This is a genomic window from Streptomyces sp. NPDC053474, assembly GCF_044544845.1.
Lineage (GTDB): Bacteria > Actinomycetota > Actinomycetes > Streptomycetales > Streptomycetaceae > Streptomyces.
In genome coordinates this window covers 119,422-138,821 of the sequence record NZ_JBITXV010000010.1, presented here as the reverse complement: position 1 = coordinate 138,821, position 19,400 = coordinate 119,422, and the positions used below count along the sequence as shown (strand labels likewise).

The window sequence follows — 19,400 nt, the reverse complement described above, 5'->3', positions numbered from 1 at the left end:
ACACCATGGATGAGAACACCCGCTACCAGGTGCTGCGCAACGACGAGGACCAGTACTCGCTGTGGCCGATAGACGTCGACGTCCCGGAGGGCTGGCATCGCACGGACAAGGAGGGCACGGAAGCCGAGTGCTCCGCATACGTCGACCAGGTGTGGACCGACATGCGCCCCCGCAGCCTGCGCGAGCGAATGGACCAAGGAGCATCCCGATGACGCTGCCGACGCCGACGCCCACCACGCCGCCCCTGCGCACCGAGCGCCTGGACTTCACGCCCTACCGCCCCGAGGACGAGGACCACTTCGTCGCCCTCCTGCGCAACGAGGTGGTCTGCCGCTGGATGGGCCAGGACCAGGTTCCCGAGCCCGACCTGCGCAACCTGTACAAGGCGATCTTCACCGATGTGTATCCCCAACGCCTCTTCGACGTCTGGGGCGTCTGGCACGAGGGCACGTACATCGGTCACGCGGAGTGCAAGAAGACCGGCAATGTCGACGGCTACGAACTGATCACCGCGCTGCTTCCCGCGTACTGGGGCAAGGGGTTCGGCACCGAGGTCGTGCACGGCCTGATGCGGCACGCCGCCGAGAACCTCGGCCTCAAGGAGGTGTACGGCATGGTCGGCGCGGAGAACGCCGCCAGCCTCGCGCTGTGCCGACGCCTGAACGCCCGGCACGTGCGCGACGTCGTGGGCGACGACGGCACCGTGACCAAGATGATCCTGATCCCGCTCACCGACACGATCTGATCCGTCGCGTCCGTCCCGGTCACCCGTTCCGGGACGCACGCTGGGTTCAGACCCCGAGCCCCTGCGGTGCGGAGGCGGTCAGGTCGTGGCGCATTCGGTCGGCGGGCAGGCCCAGGGCGGACAGGCGCCGCACCGTGGCGGCCAGGGCGGGCGGGCCGCTCACGAAGACGATCCCGCGCGCCGAGGCCGGGCACCGGGCCACGGCCTCGGCCAGCGCGTCACCCTCGGCGGCCGTACCGTCCACGGTGACGGTACGCAGCCATGGAAGGCGGCTCTCCAGCTCGGCCACGGCGGCCGCGTCGTGCAGCTTGTCACGGGTGGGCGCGGCGAGGAACAGCTGGGCGGTCCGCCCCGGCAGACGGCGCCGGGCCAGGTCCTGGAGGACCGCTCTGGCACCGGCCCAGCCGGTACCGCTCGCCGCGATCAGCACGTCGTGCCGGAGGTCGTCCTCCCTGAGCGTCATCGTCCCCTGCGCGGGACCGAGGAGGAGCGAGTCCCCGACGTGGGTGCGGTTCACCAGGGCGTCGCTCACCCCGCCCGGGCCGGTGCGGCGGACGTGGAACTCCAGCTCGCCGTCCGGGCGCGGGGCGCACGCCATGCTGAACGGGCGCCAGGCCCGTGCCAGGAGGGGCGACTGGAGCAGGGCGTACTGGCCCGCGCGGTACGGAAACGGCTCGGTGGGGGAGACCCTCAGCACGGCCAGGTCCGGATTCCGTCGCTGATGGCCCGTCACTGTTGCGTGCCAGAAGGGCCGTTCCGCGAGAGCCGCCTCCGCGCCCCGCACCATGGCTGCCACCGCCCGCCGCAGCATGCGCCGCCACGCCTCCTCCGCGTCCTTTCGCCACCAGCTTCCGCCACGGCGGCGAAGCGCCTCCACCAGGGCCGCCTCGAACACCTCGTAGTGCACGGGGCGCACTCCCAGTTTGCGGTGGTCGCGGCCGAGGCGGTGGCAGAAGGCGGTCACCTCGTCCGGGCGGTCCAGGTGGTCGATCAGATAGCGGAAGGCCCGCTCCAGATGGGCCCGCTGGAAGTCCATCGACTCGGGGAAGAGGCCCCGCAGATACGGGTGCTGGTCGAACATCGCCGCGTACAGCTCCGAGATGAGCCGGTCGAACGGGGTGACGAGGGGCAGCGACTCGATGATGAGCCGGTGGTCGTCCGCCCCGTCGTGAGGGCCGCCGCCGGTCACCCCACCGGGCGACTCCGCACCGGTGGGGGCGGGGCCCAGCAGGCTCTGCCGCAGCCGCTTCGCCTCCTGGCGCGCGAGCAGGACGCGGTATTCCTCGAACTGGTCGGTGGGGTCGGTCTGCACAGCGGCTTCTCCTGCTCTGGCTCCGTGGAGTGCGCTCCCACCCGTCCCAGGAGCGCTCCGCGAGTCTCGCACCGGGCCCCACCGCCCGAACGGCCCTCCCCATGGGGTCCTTCGGCCCTATCTGGGACGGGGGAGCGGGCAGCCGACCAGGACTGCCACGACGTTCCGGGAGTCACCCCGTCCGGCCGGGGCGGGCCGACCCGCAACCGTGCCCAGTGGTACGCAGCCTCCCGTGACTCGCGGCGCCGCCACACGGCGGCGCGGGCCCCAGGGTGGCCGGTGCGCCTCGGCGGCCACCGGCGACCCGCCCCGGGGCCGTGCGGCCGTCACCTGCCGTATCCGCGCCTCGTCCACCGGACGGCGTCCCTCCGCTGGAGCTCATGTCGTCGGCGTCCGGGAAGCGCCGTGCACACGGGGGGACGGGGCGGCGCTTCCCGGCCGCAGCCACATGATCGCCGGTGGGGCACCGGACCCGGCTAGGGCCGAACAGTCCCCGCGAGGGTCTCCGGATAGGGTCCAATGGCCCCTGCCCTCGCGCCCTTGACCAGCACGAACGCGGCATCGGCGGGAAGCGGGGGCCGTGCGCTCGGGCTGCGGACGCGGCCGTACGCTACGGAGCACCGACCACTCAGGAGTTCCCCCCTATGCCCGCATCACCACCCCCGGCGGCAGCGTCGGCACGTCTGCGCCTCGACGTGCCGGACCGCATCCACAACCTCCTCGACGCCGTCATGAACCTGGGGCACGGCCTCGAACTCCCTCAGGTCCTGCGCGACATCGTGGAGGCGGCGGTCACGCTCACCGACGCCGAGTACGGGGCCCTCGGCGTGATCGGTGACGGCCACCGCCTCTCGCAGTTCCTGCCGGTGGGCATGGCCGACGACCTTGCCGCCCGGATCGGGCAGGCGCCCTGCGGACGCGGCATCCTGGGCGAACTGATCAGAAATCCGGCGCCGTTGCGCCTGACGGACCTCGGCCGCCACCCGGCCAGCTTCGGCTTTCCCGCGCACCACCCGCCGATGCGCACGTTCCTCGGGGTGCCCATCCGGGTGCGCGACGAGGTGTTCGGCAACCTCTACCTGACCGAGAAGCGCGGCGGCGCCGGATTCGACGCCGACGACGAGGCCGTCCTGACGACGCTGGCCAACGCCGCCGGAGTGGCGATCGACAACGCCCGCCTCTACCACGAGAGCCGACGGCGCGAGCGCTGGCTGGAGGCGCTCAGCGAGATCACCCGCAGTCTGTTCGCGGGGACTGCGTCCCGCGAGGTCCTGCGCCTGATCGCCCGCCGCGCGAGCGAGGTGGCCGACGCCGACCTCGCCGCCGTGCTGCTCCCGGCCCCCGAGGGCGGCGACCTGCTCACCGTGGAGGTGGCGCACGGCCCCGGCGCCGCCCGCATGGAGGGCGTGACCCTGCCCGCGCGGGGCTCGCTTGCCGGGCTCGCCGCTCGCGGTGGCGAGGCCGTGGCCACCGCGGACGTCGACAGCGACCCGCGCGCCCACCCACTCGGCGCGGCGGCGTACGGCCCGACCATCGTGGTCCCGCTGCCCCAGGGCGCCTCGGCCCCCGGCGCTCTGCGCCTGAGCAGGCGATCCGGCCGCCCGGCCTTCGACGCCACCGAAGTGCCGCTGGTCTCGCGCTTCGCCGACCAGGCCGCGATCGCCCTCGAACTGGCCCGGCACCGCACCGAGTCGGAGGAGCTCGCCGTCCTCAAGGAGCGCGACCGCATCGCCCGCGACCTGCACGACCTGGCGATCCAGCGCATCTTCGCCACCGGCATGACCCTGCGGAGCGCGACCCGCGTGGTCGAGCATCCGGACGCCGCCGAACGCGTGGCACGGGCGGTGCGGGACCTGGACACCACCGTCGAGATCATCCGCTCGACCATCTTCGAACTGCGGTCCGCGGGCGACGACCGGGGCGGCCCCGGGCTGCGCCACCGACTGCCGGAGACCACCCGCCTAGCCGCCCAGTCCCTGGGCTTCAGCCCGTCCCTGCGCATCGACGGACCGGTGGACTCCACCGTGCCGCCCGACGTGGCCGAGCACGTCCTCGCCGTGGCCGCCGAGGCCCTCAGCAACGTCGCCCGGCACGCCCGGGCCGGTCGGGCGGACGTGGTGCTCGCCGTTCCGGCCACGGGGGACGCGCTCACCCTCACGGTGACGGACGACGGGGCAGGCATCCGCGGGCCGGGCAGCTCCACGGGGCGCGGCGGCGGTCTGGCCAATCTGCGCTCCCGGGCCGAGCAGTACGCCGGCACCCTGACCGTCGAGTCCCCGGACACGGGCGGCACCCGCATCGTGTGGCGGGTGCCGCTGCCCGGCGACTGAACTCGCGCGCTCCTCGAACTTGGGCGGCCGTCCCCCCCTCACGATCCGCGCTTGAGACGGCTGCGGACGCGGTCCGTCGGGACCGGGATCCGCTTGCTTGGAGTGCACTCCAAGGCCATAGCGTTGAGACAGCAGAACCGAACCCCCAACGCGTCGACGCAGCATCCCGCACGGCCAACTGGAAAGGCGGCAAGTGGTAGACACCCCATTCACCACGCATGCAGAACTGTTCGATCTGCGTGGAAAGCGCGCGCTCGTCACCGGTGGTACCCGAGGCATCGGAATGATGATCGCGCGTGGCCTTCTCCAGGCGGGCGTCCGCGTGGTCATCAGCTCACGCACCGCAGAAGCGTGCGCTCAGGCGCAGGATCAGCTGTCCGAATTCGGTGAGGTGTGGGCCATCCCCGCCGACCTGTCCCGCCACGACGAGTGTCGGCGACTGTCCGACCTCGTCACCGCCGACTCGGAGCATCTCGACATCCTCGTCAACAACGCGGGCGCCATGTGGGACGAGCCGCTGGCGACGTTCCCAGACGCGGCCTGGGACACGGTCGTCGACCTCAACCTGAAGTCGCCGTTCTGGCTAGTCCAGGCGCTGCTGCCCGCACTGCGCAGGGCGGGCACCGTCGACGATCCCGCGCGGATCATCAACATCGGCAGCATCGCCGCCATCCACATCCCCCAGCGGCCCAACTACTCGTATTCCAGCAGCAAGGCCGCACTGCATCAACTCACCAGAGTGCTCGCCAAGGAACTAGGACCGCAGCACGTCACCGTGAACGCCGTGGCGCCGGGACCGTTCCCGTCGACGATGATGGCTGCAACCCTCGATGAGTTCGGCGAGGCGATCGCGGCGTCGGCTCCACTACGCCGGATCGGCCGTGACGACGACATGGCGGGTGTCGCCGTGTTCCTCGCCAGCCGGGCAGGCGCATACCTGACAGGCGCCGTGATCCCTGTCGACGGCGGCATCGCCACAACCGCGTAGGCCGCCTAGCCGGGGCTGTTGATCATGTGGCGGTGCGGTGGGGACGGCCCCAGCGGTGCCCTCGTTCGCTTTTGAAACGCAGCGCGACGCCGCGTCGGGCCGCCCAGCGGCGTATCTTCCGGGTCTTGTTGCCTGACCAGTTGTCCAGGATGACGTAGATCGGCTCGCCGTCGGGGCGGGCAGCCCGGACGCTGCGCAGCGCTGAGGTCGGCACCCCTGCGACCAGCAAGTGCCGTGGTTGGGCTGGATGTTGACCGTGCCGAACTGGTCGAAGGCGAAAGCGCCGGTCGCGGTGCCGGTTGGTCACTGAGCCGAAGCACGATAGCTGTCACCGAGGCAGCGTGTTGTCACCAGGACCCTCAGACAGAGGGCACCGGGCTGGTGCGACTGAGTGACTGAAGTTGCCGGTGAGCTGCGACTCGGCCGTTTGAGCGTTCCCATTCTTCGGCTTGGGGCAGGCGGTTTCGGGCCGTTTCGCCTTGTACGGGCAGCGGCCCGGATTCCCCTCGACTTGTCCACGCAACTGCTCAGGCGAAGCCGCGGGCAGCGTGGAGCACCTGGATTCGCTGTAGTAGCCCGCCCCGGGCTGCGAGCCCGGACCAGCTCGCTGGCGTGTCCGCGGGCTGGACCGTCATGTACGTGATGCCAGCCTGTGACGGCGGCGGAGCCGGGCGTCAGTACCGCGAAGAACAGTCCGGCCGTGGCGGCGGTTCAGACGGTCGCAGTGATCGCTCGGGTGACGGCCGTGATCGCCGGAGTGGGGTGGCCGCCAAGGCGCGCCACGAGTACGCGACGGATCTCGGGGGGTGCGCCCTCGACGCGCAGCAGGCTTACCCCCGGCGGCAGTACCGGCGAGAGGGGGGAGGGCACTGTGGTCACGCCGAAGCCGCCGGCGACCAGCTGGAGTTTGGTCAGCCAATCGCGCGCGGAGTGGATGATGCGCGGCCGTCCGGGCAGGCCGGGCCAGACGCCGAGCAGCGGCTCGCCGCCTGATGACGGGGTGGCAATCCAAGCGGCACCGACCAGCTCGTCGACGTGCACCGTGGTGCGCCCGGCGAACTCTCCGGTCGAAGGCGCCGCCACGACCAGTTCGGTGTCCGCGACGGCCTCGAGGTGCAGACGCGGCGAGTCGCCGTCGAAGGGACGGTGGGGTGGACGGGATGTCAGCACGGCGAGGTCGAGCGAGCCCGCACGCAGCGCCCGGATCAGGGTGGGCGTAGTGCCCTCGCGGGTGGTGACCGTGATCTGCGGGTCGGCCGCCGCGAGGTGTACGAGTGCGGCGGGCAGGATCGCCGAACCCGCGCTCAGAACTGCCCCGAGCCGTACAGGTTCGGTCCGTGGGACGCTCCCGGTGAGCTCACGCTCGGCCGCCGCGAGCGAGGCGAGGACCGTGTGGGCGTGCCGCAGCAGGGTCAAGCCGGCAGGAGTGAGCCGTACACCGTCCGGGCGGCGTTCGAACAGGGCGGTACCGACGCTGCGTTCGAGGGCGGCGGCCTGGCGGGAGACGGCCGACTGCGTGTATCCGAGCCGGGCAGCTGCCGCTGTGAAGCTGCCGGACTCGGCGATCTGCCGCAGGACCCGCAGTCCCGTGCTGGAGATGTCCATGCGGGATACGCATACCACAGATGCAGGATCCTCGCTTCCCGCATGCTCGCCCCGCTCCTAGTGTCGATCTCAAGAGCACGGACAACACGGAGGTCATCACGTGCGAGCAGCAGTTTTGACGCGGTTCGGCGCCCCACTCGCGGTGCGGGAGGTACCGGACCCCGAGGCCGGGGGCGGTGAGGTGGTGGTCGAGGTCCTCGCCGCCAGCGTGGCGCCCTACGCGGCCGAAGTCTTCAGCGGCAAACGGAACTACCCCCTTGTCCCCCCTGTCGTACCCGGTGTCAGCGCGGTGGGGCGGATCCTCCACGTCGGCCCGGACGCCACCCGGCTGCAAACCGGCGACCTGGTGTGGTGCGACTCTACGGTGCGCTCGCGGGACGACGCCCTGACGCCCGACATCACGCTCCAGGGCTGGAGTTCGCGCGGCGAGGGCGGCGCGCGGCTCGCCGAGTACCTGCACGACGGCGCGTTCGCCGAGCTCATGCGGGTCCCCACAGAGAACGTCTACCCGCTACCCGCCGCGGCCGGGGAGGACCCGGCCCGTTGGGCCGCGCTCACCGTGCACACCATCTCCTACGGCGGGCTTCTGGCAGGCAGGCTCGCGGCCGGCGAGACGCTGCTCGTCAGCGGGGCCACCGGCAACCTCGGCAGCAGCGCGGTCGCGCTTGCGCTCGCGCTGGGCGCGGGCCGCGTGGTCGCCCCCGGCCGCAACAAGGCCGCGCTCGACCTCCTCGCCGACCGGTTCGGCCCGCGTCTGCGCCCGGTCCCGCTGACCGGGGATGAGGCCACCGACCGCGCGGCGATGTCCGCGGCGGCCGGTGGCCCGATCGACATGGTGATCGACCTGCTCCCGCCGAGCGCCCCCAGCTCGGCCTCGCGTGCGGCGGCCATGACCGTGCGCGAGTACGGCCGCGTCGTCCTCATGGGCGGCGTCGGCATGCTCGGTGGCGACGACCTCGCGCTCCCGTACCCATGGATCATGCGCAACTCGGTCACCGTGCGCGGGCAGTGGATGTACCCGCGCACAGCCAATGTCGGCATCATCCGGCTCCTCGCCTCGGGCACTTTGGACCTCGCCCCCGAACGGGTCCGGTCGTTCGGCCTCGACGCCGTCAATGACGCCATCACGTACGCCACCGCGCACGGTGGCCCGTTCGACCGCACCAGTCTCACCCCTTCAGCCGGCTGACACGGCCCACTGATCCCTCCACTCCACTCGCACGCCCCCACCCTCACGGACACAGGCAGCCATACTGCTGCTGTCTGACGCGCACGATGCCGATGGGGGCAGGCCCCGTAAGCCAGCTCGGCCCTCTACCGCTTCGGCCGCGCCACGAACCCGCCGTTCACAGCCCCCGGTTCCTGCGGCCCGGCGGCCAGGGGTCCCGCCACAAGCTCGCCCGCGTCATCCGTCACGGCAAGCACGGGACAGGTCGAGTCCATCACAGGTCAGAACTCACACGGCGGCCGAAAGCGGTGACAACAAGCCTGCACATTCGGCGTCGGTGACAACAGCGCTGCCTCTTTGGTGACAACCGTCCTGCTGCGCGCCGCGTTCACCCCCAGGTCAGCGGAGCGCAACGGTGACACCTATCGTGCTTCGGCTCAGTCACTCGCAGGCGCTCGCGGCGGAGGGGCACGGCACGCCCGTCGTCGGGTGGACGGGGTGAGGTAGTCGGCCAGCTTGCGCGGGCTCCAGTGGGTGAAGGGAAGCCCGAGGGCGCGGGGCCGAGTTCGGGCGACGGCGATGAGGTACGCCTCGTCGCCTGCGGTGATGCGGCGTGTTCGGCCGTCGGCCCAGTGCGGGTCCAGGCAGGCCAGTGCGGTGTCGTTGAAGGCGTGGATGACATCCCGGACGGTATCGGGGTCGGCCGCGGCCAGCGCGGCGGTCGCGGTGGGAGTGTTCCCGCAGGCCGAGGCGAGGACCATCATCGCGCGACGGACCACCGTCTCCTGCCGCCCGCGCCGCACGATGCGCCGCAGGGCGCGGCCCTCCTCGTCCCTCAGCCGCCGGTCACGTACCGGAGCGGCCATCATGGCCTCCTCCCGGAACAGGGCTGATGACCAACTCCTATCCCAGGAAGAGATCCACGTACACCCACCCGGTGAGGATTCACGGACAACGCACTAGCGCCGGGCGCCCTGCCGCTCCCGCAGTCGCTCGGCGATCACCGCCGCCTGGACGCGGCGGCCGACGCCGAGCTTGGTCAGGATGGACGAGACCCGGTTCTTGACGGTCTTCTCGGCGAGGAACAGTCGGTCAGCGATCTGCCGGTTCGTCAGGCCCTCGCCGATCAGCGCCAGGATCTCCGCCTCGCGCGGTGACAGGCGCTCCAGCTCTGGCGAGCGGGCGGGCTCGGGCTCCGGCTCGCGCAGGCGCGCCATCACCCGGGCGGTCGCGCGCGGGTCCAGCATCGACGCGCCGCCCGCCACCGTGCGCACGGCGTTCACCAGGTCCGAGCCGTCGATCCGCTTGAGCACGTAACCGGCCGCGCCCGCCATGATCGCGTCGAAAAGCGCCTCGTCGTCGTCGAACGACGTGAGCATCAGACAGGCGAGGTCCGGCATGCGGGCGCGCAGCTCCCGGCACACCTCCACGCCCGCGTGGTCGCCGCTGCCGCCCTCGCCGAGGCGTACGTCGAGGACCGCGACGTCCGGCCGGACGGCGGGGACGCGGGCGAGCGCCTCGGCGGCGTCCGAGGCCTCCCCGGCCACCACGATGTCGGGCTCGGCGTCCAGCAGGTCCCGTATGCCCCGCCGCACCACCTCGTGGTCGTCGAGGACGAAGACCCGCAGCGGTGAAGCGGGCGCGGGAACGGGGTCGTTGTGTGTACGTGCTTCCACGGAAGACCAGCGTACGGGCCCTCCGTCCGGCCCCCGACACGAGGTGCGGGCACCCGGCGACCACCGGGGGCCGATGCGGTGAGGTGCCTTCGCTTCGAGTGAACCCCGCGGTACACCCGCGCCCCAGTGGGTACGAGCCGTCCCGTACGGAACATCACCGAAGTGCCCTCGGAGCGAAAGGCGCTGGACATGATTCGAAAGCTGCAAGCGGTCGCGTTGGACTGTGCGGATCCGGTACGGCTCGCGACGTTCTACGCGGAGCTGCTCGGCGGCCGAGTGGTCGCGGACCCGGAGGACTCCGACTGGGTCGAAGTGCACGGGTTCGAGGGGACACCGCTGGCCTGTCAGCGCGTGGACGGCTACCGGCCGCCCGAGTGGCCGGGCCAGCAGCACCCGCAACAGCTCCACCTGGACTTCGACGTCGACGACCTCGAAGCGGAGGAGAAGCGGGCCCTTGACCTCGGCGCCACGGTCCTTGAGCGGACGGACCAGCTCCGCCCGGAGGCCAACTGGCGTGTCTACGCGGACCCGGCGGGGCATCCGTTCTGCCTGTGCCTGCACTGACGTCACGTGCCTGCCGGACGCCGCCGAGCGGACGGCCCGAATGGACGGCGCCGAGCCGAGTGCCGACGCGGCCGGGCGGCGACGGCGGCTAGTCGGCGCTGTCGGGCCCGGCGGCGTCCGGGCGGCGGCTGGCGCGCCACTCGCTGACCGCCGTCCAGCCCAGGCTGCCGACCACGCCGGTGTAGAGCGCGAGCCAGAAGTCGAAGGGCGCCTGCGAGTCCAGCACGTGGTCCACGAACAGCAGGGTGACCACGCCGAGCAGCAGCAGCGTCCCGTACATCTTGCGGCGGGCCGCGCGCTCCTTCTTGCGGGGACCGTCGGCGAGCCGGAGGGCGTAGATCTCGACGTCCCCGAAGACGTCCTCGGCGTGCTCGCCGGGCTCCACGGCGGCGAGGTGCTGCCGTGCCTCGCGCACGTGCCCGCGCGCCTCGGCCGCCGTCATGCCGTGCCGCCCGCGCAGCAGTCCACCGAGCCGGTCGAGCCACGCGGCGTCGTCACGGCCCGCGGGCGGGCGCACCGCGAACCACCGGTCGACGACGCGCTCCGGGACGGCGAAGGCCCCCACGGCCCAGGCCGCGCACCCCGCCATCAGGACCGGCACGGGCACGCTGAACAACTGCCCCTCGGGCACGGCGACACCGACCCCGCCCCCGGCCGCGATGACCGCGGGCACACCGGCGGCGACGGCGTACGCGCCCTTGAACCGCCCGGCGGACCGCGCCACGACGGCCACGGCGATCAGCCCCACGGCCAGGACGACGGTGGTGACGCCCACGACGCCGGGCCAGCTCACGCCCGCCCACAGTCCGTCACGCACCCAGTCGACGGCGCACAGGATGGCACCGACCACACCGAGCGTGCCGAACGCGGCGAGCAACCGCTCCCCGGGAGTGAGGCCGTGGGTGTCGGTCCGCGCCCGGTACTCCTCACTGACGCGTTCCTCGGCGACGGCGCGCGCGTACGCCTCCGGCGTGCCGAACAGGTCGCGGGCGGTCCGCCCTTCCTCGCGCACCAGCTCGTGCACCTCGGCGAGGACGTCGTCGGCGAGTCCAGCGGGCGCGTCGTGGTCGAGGACGAGGCGCAGCTCGACCGTCGCCGCCCAGTCCGCGTCGTCTTCGAGGTCCCAACGGAGGTTGTGCTTCCGTGTCTGCTTCTGTGACTCGTGCTGTGCCGTGGCCACGGCTACTCCTCGTCCCCCGCACCGTCGGCGAGCGTGGCGACCCTGGCGGTGAACGCGTGCCACGCGGCCCGCTCCCGCCGCAGCCGCTGCCGCCCCGCCTCGGTGATCCGGTAGTACTTGCGCCCGGGCCCGCCCTCTCCCGCGCCCCACTCGATCTCGACGGCGCCTTCCTCTTCGAGGCGGCTCAGGGCGGGGTAGAGGGCGGCGGGCTTCACGCCGGTGAGTCCCGCGTCGGCGAGGCGGCTGAGCAGGGCGTACCCATAGCTCTTGGCCTCGCTGTCGAGGACTCCGAGGAGACAGAGCGGCAGGGCCGCCCGGGTCCAGGCCGCCGTCCCAAGGGCTGCCGCGTGTGCTGCCACCGAGGTCGCTCCTCCGCTTCACCGACTATGACGGAATCCAGAATAGTCGAGGAGCTGAATACCCGGACAGACACCCCCGTGCGGCCGCTACGCGCTCCGGCCGTCCCGCAGCCGGACCACCTTGCGCCCCGACGCGGGGTCACGCTCAAGGAGCACGTAACGGCTGAGGACGGCGAGGGCGACGATGCAGCCGCCCATCTCCAGACCCTCCTCAACGAGGGTTCCCAGCATGAGCACGACGCTGTGGCCGTTCTCCAGCGCCCAGCCGTTGAACGCCTCGGTCACCAGCGCCCCGCCGAGATACACGCCCAGCGCGCTCAGCACCCCGTTGCGCAGATCGCGCGGGAGCCCTCGCGCCCACAGCACGGCGCAGACGGTGCCCGCCGCCGCGAGCAGCGCCCCGGGCAGCACCCAGGCGTGCGTGGGCAGCGCACCCCCCGCCCATTCCTTCCACGACTTGCCGACCTCGCCGAGCCGCTCGTGCAGCGACACCGTCTCGTCGACGCTGAGCAGCGCGGTCGCGGCGGCCAGGCCCAGCCACGACAGCCGCCCGGGGCGCGTGTCGCGCCCGCTGAGCAGGGCCGCGGCCAGTGCCACGCCCGCCACGGCCAACAGGAGCGTGCTGTTCCACCACGTGGCCAGATTGGCCTCGACGTCGACGTTCACCAACCTGCGGATGGTCGGGATGGAGTCGTAGTGGTTGTAGGCACGCGTACCGAGGTCGGCGAGGAGTAAGAACGCGGTGGCGCCCGCGGTGAACCACAGGACGCGGTGGGCAGGCGGTCTCACGAGTTCACCGACGCGCGGGTCGTGGGTTTGTGTATCGGTCATGCGTACGGAGGCTAGCGGCTTGATCGGCGGACGCAGCGCCCGGGGCGCTCCGCGGGGTGCTGTTCCGGACAGAACTCTTACGGCAGAGCGTGCGCGGTGAACTCGGTTCCCGCGCCGACTTATTGGATTGCCGCGGCTCGGCACGGTCGGATAGGAAGCTCGCATGCTGCGAGGGAGAAAGGTCGGGCTCAGGGCCCGGCACGAGGACGACATGCCCGTCCTGCACGCCGAACTCCACGACGACGTGGTCAACCAGGCGCGGTCCGACACCCGGCCGTGGCGGCCGATCACGCCCGGCTCGAAGGAGTCGCCCTTCGCGGTGGACGACAAGGAGCAGCGCCACGCCACCTTCTCCGTCGTGGAGTTGGAGGGCGGCGCGCTGGTCGGCGACGCGGTGCTGTGGAACATCGACCACCACAACCGGTCCGCGCACATCGGCCTCGGAATGTTGCCGTCCGCGCGTGGCAAGGGCTACGGCACGGATGTGGTCGCGGTCCTGTGTCACTACGGCTTCGTGGTGCGCGGCCTGCACCGCCTGCAGATCGAGACCCTGTCGGACAACGCCGCGATGCTGCGCTCCGCCGAGCGCAACGGCTTCGTCCGCGAGGGGGTGCTGCGCTCCTCGGCCTGGGTGATGGGGGAGTTCGTCGACGAGGTGCTGCTGGGACTCCTCGTCGAGGACTGGAAGCCGGGCCTCACCTCGTCCTGACCGATGAAGCCACGGCCCGGCCCGGTCTGTGACGCTCAGAACGCGCCATTGGTGACCCGTGCGGCGGACACCGGGGTTGAGGGCGTGGGCCGTGGGGCACGGCTGTGCTCGACCAGGCACGGGAGCGGAGGGAGCCGGGGCGATGGGCTACACGGGCACTGCTGGTGAGCGGGGTGCGCACGGCGGGGACGGGGGAGGTGCCGCACTCGACGGGGGAGGCGCCGCGCTCATCGACGCGGCGCTCGGCTTCGTGTTCCCGGCCGCGCTCAGGGCGGCCGCGCTCGCGCGCGTGGCCGACCACCTGGCCGACGGGCCGCGCGCCCCCGCCGAGTTGGCCACCGCCACCGAGACCGACCCGGCGGCCCTGACCCGCGTGCTCCGGCTGCTCGCCACGCGGGGCCTGTTCAGCGAGGACGAGCAGGGACACTTCCGCCTGGAGGCGGCGGGGCAAGCACTGCGCTCCGACGTCCCGGGCTCGGTGCGGGACGGGGTCCTCATGATCACCGACCGTACGTTCTGGCTCCCGGCGGGCCGGATGGACCACTGCCTGAGCACCGGCGGATCCGTCTTCGAGGAGATCTTCACGCGGCCGTTCTTCGACCACTTCGCCCAGGACGCCAAGACCGCGGCGGTCTTCCACGACGGCATGGCCGCCATGTCCCGTGTGGAGAACGGACCGATCGCCGCAGCCTACGACTTCCCGAAGACCGGCACCGTCGTGGACGTCGGCGGCGGCCAGGGCGGGTTCCTCGCCGCGATCCTGCGGGCCGGGCCGGGGCTCAGTGGTGTGCTGTACGACCAGGCCCACGTCGTGGCCGGGCACCGCCTTGCCGACGACGCGGCGCTCGCCGGACGCTGGTCCACCGCGGAGGGCGACTTCTTCACCGACGTACCCAGGGGCGATGTCGTCGTCCTCAAGCGCATCCTGCACGACTGGCAGGACGAGCAGTGCGTCCGCCTGCTGCGCGCCTGCCGCCGCGCGCTCGCCCCGGGCGGGCGGGTCCTCGTGGTGGACGCGGTCATCGCACCCGACAACCGCCCTCATCAGGCCAAGGACCTGGACCTGCTGATGATGGCTTCGTTGGTGGGGCGTGAGCGCACGTACGAGGACTTCCGCGCCGTGCTGACCGAGGCGGGCCTGCGGCTGACCCGGGTCGTCCCCACTCCCACCGTCCTGAGCATCGTCGAGGCCCAGGCCGTGGACGACGCGTAGGCGACCGAGGGCTCCCGGACTCGGGCGGCCGGGCCGGATCGGCCGCTTCGAAAGCCCCTCGGGCACCGGGACGTGACCCGGACCGACCCGCGAGCCGCGCGGACCGCCGCCCCACTACCGTTGCTCCCCATGACGGCACCCGACACGGACATCACCGAGGACTTGATCCGGGATCTGCTGCGGGCACAGCACCCGGACCTGGCGGACCGCCCCCTGAAGCTCGGGGCGCGTGGCTGGGACAACCAAGTGTGGCGGCTCGGCGACGACCTCGCCGTGCGGGTGCCCTGGGCGACGCGGTCCGCGGACGACCTGCTGCGCAAGGAGTACGCCTGGCTGCCCGCCCTCGCCCCGCTCCTGCCCCTGCCTGTTCCCGTACCGCAGCGTCTCGGTGAGCCCACCGCACGGTTTCCCCGGCCCTGGCTCGTCACCACCTGGGTGCCGGGCGAGCCCGCCGACCACGCCCCGGTCACACGTGTCGCGGAGGCGGCCGTCGGCCTGGCCGCCTTCCTGACCGCCCTCCACCGCCCCGCGCCCGACGGGGCACCGGTGGGCCGCGACCGTGGCGGCGCGCTGGCCGACACCGCCGAAGCGTTCACCCAAGGCCTCGCCTCGGCCACCGAACTGGGGCTGGTACGCGACCCGGAGGCCGTCCGCGCGGTCTGGGAGGACGCCGCCGCCGCGCCGGGCTGGGCGGGACCACGGCTCTGGCTCCACGGCGATCTGCACCCGGCCAACGTCCTGACCTCGAACGGCACCTTCTGCGGCGTCATCGACTTCGGTGACCTCTTCGCCGGTGACCCGGCCTTCGACCTCGCCGCCGCCTGGATCCTGCTGCCGGACGGAGCCCTCGACCTCTTCCACGCGGCCTGTCGACCGGGCCCGGACGCCGCGACCCTGCGCCGCGCCCGCGGCTGGGCGGTACTGCGCGCCCTCGCCTGCCTCCACATCGGGCACGCCGGGGTCCACGGTCGTCCCGGGGGCAAGCCGACCTGGGGGCCGCCCGCTCAGGACGCGCTGCGACGCCTCACCGCGTCGATCCGCCCGTAAGTCGAGTACGCGGGGCCCCGACCTGCGGGAACCTGCTGTTCACGGCAGGGGGAGTTCGGCCAGGACGGTCGTGCCCGTGCGGGAGGGGCGGATCGTGGTGTGGGCGGCGTAGGCCTCCACGAGGGCGAGGCCGCGGCCGGACTCGGCGTGCAGGAGGTCCGCCGTGGCGTCGCCCGGCGCGGTGGTGTGCCGGACGGGGCGGCGCGTCACACGGCGGTGCCAGCAGCCGGTGTCGTGGACCTCGACGCGCAGGACGCCGGGAAGCAGACGCAGCCGCAGAGTGACACGGGGGCTGCCGCTGTGCAGTATGACATTTGTGACCAGCTCAGTGACGACGAGCGCCAGCGCCTCGCGGGTGGCGGCACCGAGGTGCCAAGCCCGCGCGGACGTCGTCGCCAAGCGGCGCAGGGCGGGAGCCGCGGCGGCGGTGGCCGCCAGCGTGGCCTGCGACTCGCGGTGCGCGGTGGCCGGGCCAGTGGGCGCCGCGGACGTGGCAGGGAGCGCACCGGTGCCCGTTCCGGACGGTTGCGCGTACTGGGCGGTGATCATGCGGTCCTCCCGCTGCCGTGCCCGGAGCGTCGCATCACGGGCGCTTAGCACGCTGTCAACCACGGCAGGCGAAAAGCAATCAGTGCCCGGCGAAATACGGATACGCAAAGAAGGCCGGAAGGCCTGGTAGACGGCGTACAGGAGCAGCGTGGTCACGCAGGGTGAGGAATTCTGGGAAGGCCGGATACGGCGGACGCTGGCCGAGAAGGGCGCCGGGCCCGTCCTCGTCCTGGTCGCCGGAGCCGCGGGCACCGGCAAGAGCTGGCTGCTGCGGCGCCTGGCCGAGCTGCCGGAGGCCGTCGGCGCGGTGACCCCCTGGCGCTGCGGCGACCGTCAGCCGCCGGACATCGCCGCCGACGCCCCCGCGCTGGTGCTGGTGGACGACGTACACACGGCGGACGAGGAGGCTCTGGCCCGGATACGGGGCCTGGTGGCGGAGGCCGGGCCGCAAACAGCCGTCGTCGTCACCTACCGCCCCGAAGAACTGGCCCGGCCCGGTCTGCCGTTCGGTCCCGCGCCGCTTCGCTACCCCGACGACCTGGTGATACTTCGCCACCATGTGCTGCCGTGGGGCGCCGGTCAGGTCGCCGAGGCGGCGAGCGAGGCCCTGGGGGAGGGGTGCGCCCCGCAGGCCGTGGCTCGGCTGCACGAGCGGTCGGGCGGTGTGGCCCAAGTGGTGGTCGACCTGCTGGCCGTGCTGCGGGACAGCGCGGGGGAGCGCTGCACCGCCGCTGACGTCGACGCCGCGGGGGTGCCCGTACGCCTTGCCGAGCTGATGCTGCACCGCACCGACGCCCTGCCCGGCCCCGCACGGCGCGTGGTGTGGGCCGCGGCGGTCCTCGGCGAACCGGCGTCCGGGGCGGACCTGCTGACCGTGGCCGGGCTTGAGGCGCGTACGGCTCAGGGAGCGGAGGACGACCGCGGCGGCGACGGCGAGCCGGGAGGCCAGGAGGGCCGTGACGCGCTGGTGGCCGCCCTCGCGCGAGCCGCCCTCCTTGAGGACGCCGAGCACCGCTACGCCCTGCCGGTCCCGCTCGCGGCCGAGGCCGTGCTTGAGACGGTCCCCGGACCCGTGCGCCAAGAGCTGCACGGCCGGGCGGCCGCACTGCTCCAGCGCAGGCACCCCGTGCCCTGGGCGGCCCTGGCCCGGTACCGCAGGGCGGGCGGCGAGATGCGCGCCTGGCTGCGGGCGGTGGAACGCGCGGCCCGGGAGTTCGCGGCCGAGGGCCACCACCAGGAAGTCATCGCGCTGCTTGAGGACACCCTCGCCTCGCCGCTCGTGTCGCACCCCGCGCGAGCGCGTCTCGCCCCCGTCCTGGCCGCCAGCGCCGTCGTCGCGCTGCGCTCCGACCAGACGGTCGAGGTGCTCACGCAGATCGTGCGGGACGAGAACCTGCCGAAGGCCGTACGCGGCGAGATGCGTCTGGACCTGGGACTCCTGCTGTGCAACCAGGTCGGCATGAGCACGCACGGCTGGGCGGAGCTGGAACGGTCCGCCGCGGAGCTGCGCGAGGCGCGGCCGGAGCTCGCGGCCAGGGCGATGTCGGCCCTGGCCATGCCCTACTGGCCGGGCAACTCCCTGGACGTCCACCTGGCGTGGATGCGGGACGCCGAGCGGGCCAGCGCGGCGAGCGGCGACGAGGTCGTGAAGACCGCCGTGGCCGCGAACCGGGCGGGCCTGGCCCTCAGTTACGGCAACCCCGAGGGCTGGGAGCTGCTCAAGGCCCTCCCCGTCGACAGCCCCGACCCGCGCTGCCGCCGCCACGCGGCCCGCGGCCTGTGCAACGCCGCGGACTCCTCGGTGTGGCTGGGCTTCTACGACCGCACCCGCGAACTGCTCGACCAGGGCCTGGAGCTGTCCGCGCGCAGCGGTGCCCCCTACACCGAGCGGACGGCGATGGGCACCCGGCTGCTCCTGGAGTGGGCGACCGGGCAGTGGGAAGGCCTCGGTGAGCGCTGTGAGGCGTTTGTCCGCGAAACCGCCGACATGCCCGTCATCTCGGCCGACGCCCGCACCGTCCTGGGGCTGCTCAACCTCGCCCGCGGCGGCTGGGGCCCGGCGGCCTCGTGGCTGTCGGGCAAGGACGCGCCCCTGGCCGAACACGCCGCCGCGCCCCTGGGCGCGACCCTCGCCGGGGCGCTCATCCGCCTCGCCCTGGCGCGGCAGGACGTCGCCGACGCGGCCGCGCAGGCCCGTAGGGCCTGGAACAACGTCGTCACCAAGGGCGTGTTCGTCTGGGCGGCGGAGCTGGCGCCCTGGGCGGTCGAGGCGTTGGCCCGCGACGGCGACACCACGGGCGCGCGCCGGCTCGTGGACACCTTCGCCGACGGCCTGAAGGGCCTCGCGTCCCCCGCCGCCGACGCGGCCCTGTGGTGGACCCGTGCCGCGCTGGCCGAGGCGAGAGACGACCCGGCCCGGGCCCGCCCCCTCTACCAGCGGGCGTCGAGCGCGTTCGCCGCCCTGCCCCGGCCCTACGCCCACGCCTTGACGGCCGAGGGCGCCGGACGCTGCGCCCTGCGGGAGGCGGACGCCGACACACCCCGTAACGCGCACACACCCGATAACCGCGGCACACCCGATGACCACGACGCACCCGATAACCGCGACTCACCCGACGGCCGCGACACACCCGACACGCCCCGCGCACAGGGCCTCGCCGATCTCGCCTTCGCCGCCGAGCAGTTCAGTGACCTCGGTGCGGCCTGGGACGCGGCGCGCGTGCGCGCGCTCTCGCGCGCCCACCAGCCCGAGAAGCACCGCCGCCGCCCCGGGCGGCCCTCCTACCGCGACCAGCTCTCCCCGCGCGAGCGCGAAGTCGCCGAGCTGGCGGGCAACGGGCTGACCAACCGCGAGATCGCCGCCACCCTGCACCTGTCGCCCCGTACGGTCGAACAGCACGTCGCCCGGGCCATGCGCAAACTGGGCACCGCGACCCGGCAGGAGCTGGCCCCGTAGGTCTCCGGCGCGACCCCAACGCCGCCCGGCGAGGCCCGCGTTGGCGGAGCCAGTGCCCGTGCCATCACCAAAACCCCAGGTCAGGCCTAGACCAACACGGTCCGCGGGCCTGGTTAATTGCGTATCCGTAGGTTGGGCCTTCCGGATAGGCGCGCTGTTCCTCCGGTC

General features: G+C 72.9%; 18 protein-coding genes. 10 read left to right on the top strand and 8 right to left on the bottom strand.

Annotated features, from left to right (window positions below; genetic code table 11):
• The first annotated feature begins 5 nt into the window (after window positions 1-5).
• Window positions 6-212: an MbtH family protein gene (locus ACIG3E_RS24445; protein WP_399620166.1), complete on the top strand. Its 207-nt coding sequence runs from the start codon at window positions 6-8 to the stop codon at window positions 210-212.
• Window positions 209-745, top strand: a complete 537-nt coding sequence (locus tag ACIG3E_RS24440; RefSeq protein WP_399620163.1) for a GNAT family N-acetyltransferase — start codon at window positions 209-211, stop codon at window positions 743-745. The genes ACIG3E_RS24445 and ACIG3E_RS24440 overlap by 4 nt, the downstream gene beginning before the upstream one ends.
• A gap of 46 nt (window positions 746-791) precedes the next feature.
• Here ACIG3E_RS24440 and ACIG3E_RS24435 read toward each other — a convergent pair whose 3' ends face one another.
• Window positions 792-2,057, bottom strand: a complete 1,266-nt coding sequence (locus tag ACIG3E_RS24435; RefSeq protein WP_399620160.1) for a globin domain-containing protein — start codon at window positions 2,055-2,057, stop codon at window positions 792-794.
• 644 nt (window positions 2,058-2,701) lie between these two features.
• On the opposite strand from ACIG3E_RS24435, the gene ACIG3E_RS24430 reads away from it, so the two are divergent.
• Together ACIG3E_RS24430 and ACIG3E_RS24425 are read left to right on the top strand one after the other, a co-directional pair.
• Window positions 2,702-4,387 carry a GAF domain-containing protein gene (locus tag ACIG3E_RS24430; protein WP_399620157.1) on the top strand — a complete coding sequence of 562 codons (1,686 nt, stop codon included), beginning with the start codon at window positions 2,702-2,704 and terminating at the stop codon, window positions 4,385-4,387.
• A 193-nt stretch (window positions 4,388-4,580) separates the two neighbouring features.
• Window positions 4,581-5,375 carry an SDR family oxidoreductase gene (locus ACIG3E_RS24425; protein WP_399620154.1) on the top strand — a complete coding sequence of 265 codons (795 nt, stop codon included), beginning with the start codon at window positions 4,581-4,583 and terminating at the stop codon, window positions 5,373-5,375.
• A 711-nt stretch (window positions 5,376-6,086) separates the two neighbouring features.
• Here ACIG3E_RS24425 and ACIG3E_RS24420 read toward each other — a convergent pair.
• A complete protein-coding gene (locus tag ACIG3E_RS24420; protein WP_399620151.1) occupies window positions 6,087-6,980 on the bottom strand; it encodes a LysR family transcriptional regulator in 894 nt (297 codons plus the stop codon).
• Window positions 6,981-7,080: 100 nt separating this feature from the next.
• On the opposite strand from ACIG3E_RS24420, the gene ACIG3E_RS24415 reads away from it, so the two are divergent.
• Window positions 7,081-8,169, top strand: a complete 1,089-nt coding sequence (locus ACIG3E_RS24415) for an alcohol dehydrogenase catalytic domain-containing protein (RefSeq protein WP_399620148.1) — start codon at window positions 7,081-7,083, stop codon at window positions 8,167-8,169.
• A 416-nt stretch (window positions 8,170-8,585) separates the two neighbouring features.
• Here ACIG3E_RS24415 and ACIG3E_RS24410 read toward each other — a convergent pair whose 3' ends face one another.
• Both ACIG3E_RS24410 and ACIG3E_RS24405 read right to left on the bottom strand, forming a co-directional pair.
• The gene (locus ACIG3E_RS24410) at window positions 8,586-9,014 is read right to left on the bottom strand and encodes a helix-turn-helix domain-containing protein (RefSeq protein WP_399620145.1); all 429 of its coding nucleotides are present in this window, start codon (window positions 9,012-9,014) and stop codon (window positions 8,586-8,588) included.
• A gap of 93 nt (window positions 9,015-9,107) precedes the next feature.
• The gene (locus ACIG3E_RS24405; RefSeq protein ID WP_399620142.1) at window positions 9,108-9,824 is read right to left on the bottom strand and encodes a response regulator; all 717 of its coding nucleotides are present in this window, start codon (window positions 9,822-9,824) and stop codon (window positions 9,108-9,110) included.
• A 189-nt stretch (window positions 9,825-10,013) separates the two neighbouring features.
• Between ACIG3E_RS24405 and ACIG3E_RS24400 the strand changes: the two genes are divergently transcribed.
• On the top strand, window positions 10,014-10,388 hold the full coding sequence (locus ACIG3E_RS24400) for a VOC family protein (protein ID WP_399620139.1): 375 nt from the start codon (window positions 10,014-10,016) through the stop codon (window positions 10,386-10,388).
• A gap of 88 nt (window positions 10,389-10,476) precedes the next feature.
• On the opposite strand, the gene ACIG3E_RS24395 is transcribed toward ACIG3E_RS24400, so the two are convergent.
• The 3 genes from ACIG3E_RS24395 to ACIG3E_RS24385 all read right to left on the bottom strand — a co-directional run bounded on the left by ACIG3E_RS24395 (window position 10,477) and on the right by ACIG3E_RS24385 (window position 12,758).
• Entirely contained in the window at window positions 10,477-11,568 is a 1,092-nt protein-coding gene (locus tag ACIG3E_RS24395; protein WP_399620136.1) for a hypothetical protein, read from the bottom strand.
• Between the two features lie 2 nt (window positions 11,569-11,570).
• Window positions 11,571-11,927 (bottom strand): PadR family transcriptional regulator, encoded by a 357-nt coding sequence (locus ACIG3E_RS24390; RefSeq protein ID WP_399620133.1) that lies wholly within the window; start codon window positions 11,925-11,927, stop codon window positions 11,571-11,573.
• Window positions 11,928-12,014: 87 nt separating this feature from the next.
• Window positions 12,015-12,758 (bottom strand): hypothetical protein, encoded by a 744-nt coding sequence (locus tag ACIG3E_RS24385; RefSeq protein ID WP_399620130.1) that lies wholly within the window; start codon window positions 12,756-12,758, stop codon window positions 12,015-12,017.
• A gap of 163 nt (window positions 12,759-12,921) precedes the next feature.
• On the opposite strand from ACIG3E_RS24385, the gene ACIG3E_RS24380 reads away from it, so the two are divergent.
• The 3 genes from ACIG3E_RS24380 (at window position 12,922) to ACIG3E_RS24370 (ending at window position 15,727) form a co-directional block, all read left to right on the top strand.
• A complete protein-coding gene (locus ACIG3E_RS24380; protein ID WP_399620127.1) occupies window positions 12,922-13,467 on the top strand; it encodes a GNAT family N-acetyltransferase in 546 nt (181 codons plus the stop codon).
• 142 nt (window positions 13,468-13,609) lie between these two features.
• Window positions 13,610-14,680, top strand: coding sequence for a methyltransferase (locus ACIG3E_RS24375; protein WP_399620124.1), 1,071 nt, complete (start codon window positions 13,610-13,612; stop codon window positions 14,678-14,680).
• A 129-nt stretch (window positions 14,681-14,809) separates the two neighbouring features.
• Complete coding sequence (locus tag ACIG3E_RS24370; protein ID WP_399620121.1) at window positions 14,810-15,727, top strand: phosphotransferase; 918 nt, start codon at window positions 14,810-14,812, stop codon at window positions 15,725-15,727.
• 39 nt (window positions 15,728-15,766) lie between these two features.
• Here ACIG3E_RS24370 and ACIG3E_RS24365 read toward each other — a convergent pair whose 3' ends face one another.
• Window positions 15,767-16,276, bottom strand: coding sequence for an ATP-binding protein (locus tag ACIG3E_RS24365; protein WP_399620118.1), 510 nt, complete (start codon window positions 16,274-16,276; stop codon window positions 15,767-15,769).
• A gap of 148 nt (window positions 16,277-16,424) precedes the next feature.
• Between ACIG3E_RS24365 and ACIG3E_RS24360 the strand changes: the two genes are divergently transcribed.
• Entirely contained in the window at window positions 16,425-19,232 is a 2,808-nt protein-coding gene (locus tag ACIG3E_RS24360; protein WP_399620115.1) for a LuxR C-terminal-related transcriptional regulator, read from the top strand.
• Window positions 19,233-19,400: the final 168 nt, after the last annotated feature.